The sequence below is a fragment of the Pseudomonas sp. genome, assembly GCF_041601375.1.
Taxonomy (GTDB): Bacteria; Pseudomonadota; Gammaproteobacteria; order Pseudomonadales; family Pseudomonadaceae; genus Aquipseudomonas.
This window is the reverse complement of the sequence record NZ_JBFIIG010000277.1, coordinates 1-3,655: the sequence shown is the minus strand read 5'-3', so window position 1 is coordinate 3,655 and position 3,655 is coordinate 1. Positions and strand designations below refer to the sequence as shown.

At 59.4% G+C, this 3,655-nt stretch carries 4 protein-coding genes and 1 pseudogene; all 5 read right to left on the bottom strand.

The window, feature by feature from the left end; all coding sequences use genetic code 11:
- Nucleotides 1-195: 195 nt before the first annotated feature.
- Nucleotides 196-1,098 carry a GTPase Era gene (gene era, locus ABZE94_RS20950; protein WP_372878089.1) on the bottom strand — a complete coding sequence of 301 codons (903 nt, stop codon included), beginning with the start codon at nucleotides 1,096-1,098 and terminating at the stop codon, nucleotides 196-198.
- Nucleotides 1,091-1,780: a ribonuclease III gene (gene rnc / locus ABZE94_RS20945; protein ID WP_372878087.1), complete on the bottom strand. Its 690-nt coding sequence runs from the start codon at nucleotides 1,778-1,780 to the stop codon at nucleotides 1,091-1,093. Before rnc ends, era begins: the two co-directional genes overlap by 8 nt.
- Complete coding sequence (locus ABZE94_RS20940) at nucleotides 1,777-2,154, bottom strand: DUF4845 domain-containing protein (protein WP_372878085.1); 378 nt, start codon at nucleotides 2,152-2,154, stop codon at nucleotides 1,777-1,779. Before ABZE94_RS20940 ends, rnc begins: the two co-directional genes overlap by 4 nt.
- A gap of 98 nt (nucleotides 2,155-2,252) precedes the next feature.
- Entirely contained in the window at nucleotides 2,253-3,107 is an 855-nt protein-coding gene (gene lepB, locus ABZE94_RS20935) for a signal peptidase I (protein WP_372878083.1), read from the bottom strand.
- Between the two features lie 5 nt (nucleotides 3,108-3,112).
- Nucleotides 3,113-3,655, bottom strand: a pseudogene (locus ABZE94_RS20930) (elongation factor 4); the annotation flags it as partial.

The window sequence follows — 3,655 nt, the reverse complement described above, 5'->3', positions numbered from 1 at the left end:
GCACTACACCCGAATCAAGGCAGCGTTTCTGCGTGCGGCGTAACCCATCAATGCGTTGTGCCTGCCGATGCCGTGTTGGGTTACGCGGCGTCTTATGCCGTTGTGTTTATCCGATAAGCGAGTGCGCCGCTAACCCAACCTACGAACTGGCTGTGCCCTTGCAATGGCGGGCGCAGGGATGCGCCCAGCCGCGGCTCAAATATTGTCGTAACCCAAGGAGCGCAAGGCGCGTTCGTCGTCCGACCAACCGCCTTTGACCTTGACCCAGAGGTTGAGCATGACCTTGGAGTCGAACATCACCTCCATGTCCTTGCGCGCCTCCTGGCCGATGCGCTTGATCCGCTCGCCCTTGTCGCCAATGATGATTTTCTTTTGGCCGTCGCGCTCAACCAGGATCAGCGCATGGATATGCAGAATGCGGCCGTCGCGCTTGAACTCTTCGATTTCCACGGTGATCTGGTACGGCAGCTCGGCGCCCAGCTGGCGCATGATCTTCTCGCGCACCAGCTCGGCGGCGAAGAAACGGCTGGAGCGGTCGGTGACCTGGTCTTCCGGGAAGAAGTGCTCGCCCTCGGGCAGGCGCTCGCCGACCAGTTTTTCCAGGGTCTCGAGGTTGTGCCCATGCTGGGCGGAGACCGGCACGATCTCGGCATTGGGCAGCTGGGTCGCCAGCCACTCCAGGTGCGGCATCAGCTCGGCCTTGTCTTCGAGGCGGTCGGTCTTGTTGATCGCCAGGATCACCGGGCCCTGCACGTACTGGATGCGTTCGAGCACCAGCTGGTCCTCGTCGGTCCAGCGGGTGCGGTCGACCACGAAGATCACCACGTCGACGTCTTTCAGCGCCGACGAGGCGTTCTTGTTCATGTAGCGGTTGAGGGCTTTCTCGTTGTTCTTGTGCAGGCCGGGGGTGTCCACATAGATCGCCTGCACGGCGCCCTCGGTCTTGATCCCGAGCATGTTGTGCCGGGTGGTCTGCGGCTTGCGCGAGGTGATCGCCAGCTTCTGCCCGAGGATATGGTTGAGCAGGGTCGACTTACCCACGTTGGGCCGGCCAACAATGGCGACATAGCCACAGCGTGTAACGGGTGTATCAGTCATGCCCATTCTCCACCCCGAGGGCAATCAAGGCAGCGGCTGCAGCGACCTGTTCGGCGATGCGACGGCTGGCACCCTGGCCCAGGGTCTTGTCATTCAGTAAGGAAATCTGGCATTCGACGACGAATGTCCGGCAATGCGGATCGCCCTGGATATCCACCACGTCATAACGCGGCAGTTCGCAGGCCCGCGATTGCAGAAATTCCTGCAAGCGGGTTTTCGGATCCTTGTTGGTATCGACCAGGGTCAGGCTTGCCAGTTCATTGGTCAGCCAGGCGACCACGCGCTCGCGCGCCGCGTCCATCCCGGCATCCAGGTAGATGGCGCCGATCAGCGCCTCGAGGGCATCGGCGAGAATCGATTCACGGCGAAAGCCGCCGCTTTTCAATTCGCCCGAGCCGAGCCGCAGGTAGTCGCCCAGATCGAAGCCGCGAGCGAGGATGGCCAGGGTTTCGCCCTTGACCAGGCGCGCGCGCAAACGCGACAACTGACCTTCACGCGCCAGAGGGAAGCGTTCGAACAGCGCCTCGCCGGCAACGAAGTTGAGGATGGCGTCACCAAGGAATTCCAGGCGCTCATTGTTGCGCCCGGCAAAACTGCGGTGGGTCAGCGCCAGCACCATCAGGTCCTGGTCTTTGAAGGTATAGCCGAGCTGGCGCTCGAGGCGAGCTAACGAAGCACTCACGGCATGCGCACGCGATATTCTTTGTCGAACCGGACCACCAGATCGAGGTTCTCGATCAGCGGCTCGCGCCGTTCATACTTCAGATGCGCACGAAACTCGTTGTTTTCGATTTTCACTTTCAATGCTTCTTTCAGATTCAGGTCGCGAATGCTGTTGACCTCCATGCCCTTGCCGACATGACCGTAGAAAGCGCCGACCGAACGGATATCCATGGTCTGGTCATCTTCCACCGAGGTGATGATTTTATCCATCGACATGTAGTCGAGGTAGTGCGGCAGCATCTTGAATGCCGTGCTGGCGAAGAACGCCACGACGGCCAGCACCATCAACCAGCTCAGTACCGACAAGCCTTTCTGCGAACGCGCAAATGTCATGTTTGCCCCCAAGTTCGACCAATGTGAGTGCCCAGCGGGCTAAGACTATAGATAGCCGGCGACGCCGTATTGAACAGCGCCGCAAAATAGGCGATACGTCAGTGAATCAAACCGACGCGAGAGAAGTTCGGCAGGTTGCGCAACTTCGGGTCGGGCCAGCTCATCCAGATGGCGAACGCCTTGCCGACGATATTCTCATCCGGCACCATGCCCAACAACTGCCTGGGAATGGCCGGATCGTTCCAGTAGCGGCTGTCGTTGGAGTTATCGCGGTTGTCGCCCATCATGAAGTAATACCCTTGCGGCACCACCCACTCGCGCCCCGGCTCGATCCGGTAGCGATTCATTTCCTTGCGGATCAGGTGTTCGATCGAGCCCAGACGCTCCTCATAGAGGGCCGCACTGCCGAGGCTGCCTGACTCTTCGCCGAGCAACCTCTCGGCTACCGGCTGACCGTTGACAAACAGGCGCTTGTCGCTGGTGTAGCGAATCTGATCGCCCTCCAGGCCCACCACACGCTTGATGTAGTTGATGTTCGGGTCGCTCGGATAACGGAATACCATGACATCGCCACGCTGCGGGTCGTCCACCTCGATGATCTTGGTATCCAGCACCGGCAGGCGAATGCCGTAGGCGAACTTGTTGACCAGGATGAAATCGCCCACTTCCAGGGTCGGCTTCATCGAGCCGGATGGAATCTGGAACGGTTCGACCAGAAAGGAGCGCAGTACCAGCACGATCGCCAGCACCGGGAAGAACGATTTACCGTACTCCACCAGCAATGGCTCTTTGTTCAGGCGCTCGACCACCGCCTCGTCGGGCTGGTTGACCTGCCCCTCGTAGTTGGCAATGGCCGTGCGCCGACGCGGGGCCAGAAAGAGCAGATCGAACAACGCCAGCACACCACAAACGGCGACAGCGACTACCAGCAACAGCGGGAAATTTAGCGACATAGGACCTAACTATCCAACCTGAGCACAGCAAGGAAGGCTTCTTGCGGAATTTCCACGTTGCCGACCTGCTTCATCCTTTTCTTACCGGCCTTCTGCTTCTCCAACAGCTTGCGTTTACGGCTCACATCGCCACCGTAACACTTGGCCAGCACGTTCTTTCTGAGCGCCTTGACAGTGGTCCGCGCGACAATCTGCCCGCCAATGGCGGCCTGGATTGCCACATCGAACATCTGCCGCGGGATCAGTTCCTTCATCTTCTCGGTCAACGCACGCCCTTTGTAGTTGGCGTTGTCACGGTGCACGATCAGCGCCAGGGCATCGACTTTCTCACCGTTGATCAATACGTCCAGCTTGACCAGGTTGGCCGACTGGTAACGATCGAAGTGATAGTCCAGCGAAGCATAACCGCGGCTGGTCGATTTCAGGCGATCGAAGAAGTCCAGCACCACCTCATTCATCGGCAGGTCGTAGGTCACTTGCACCTGCGAGCCGAGGAACAGCATGTCGTGCTGCACGCCACGCTTCTCGATGCACAGGGTGATGACGTT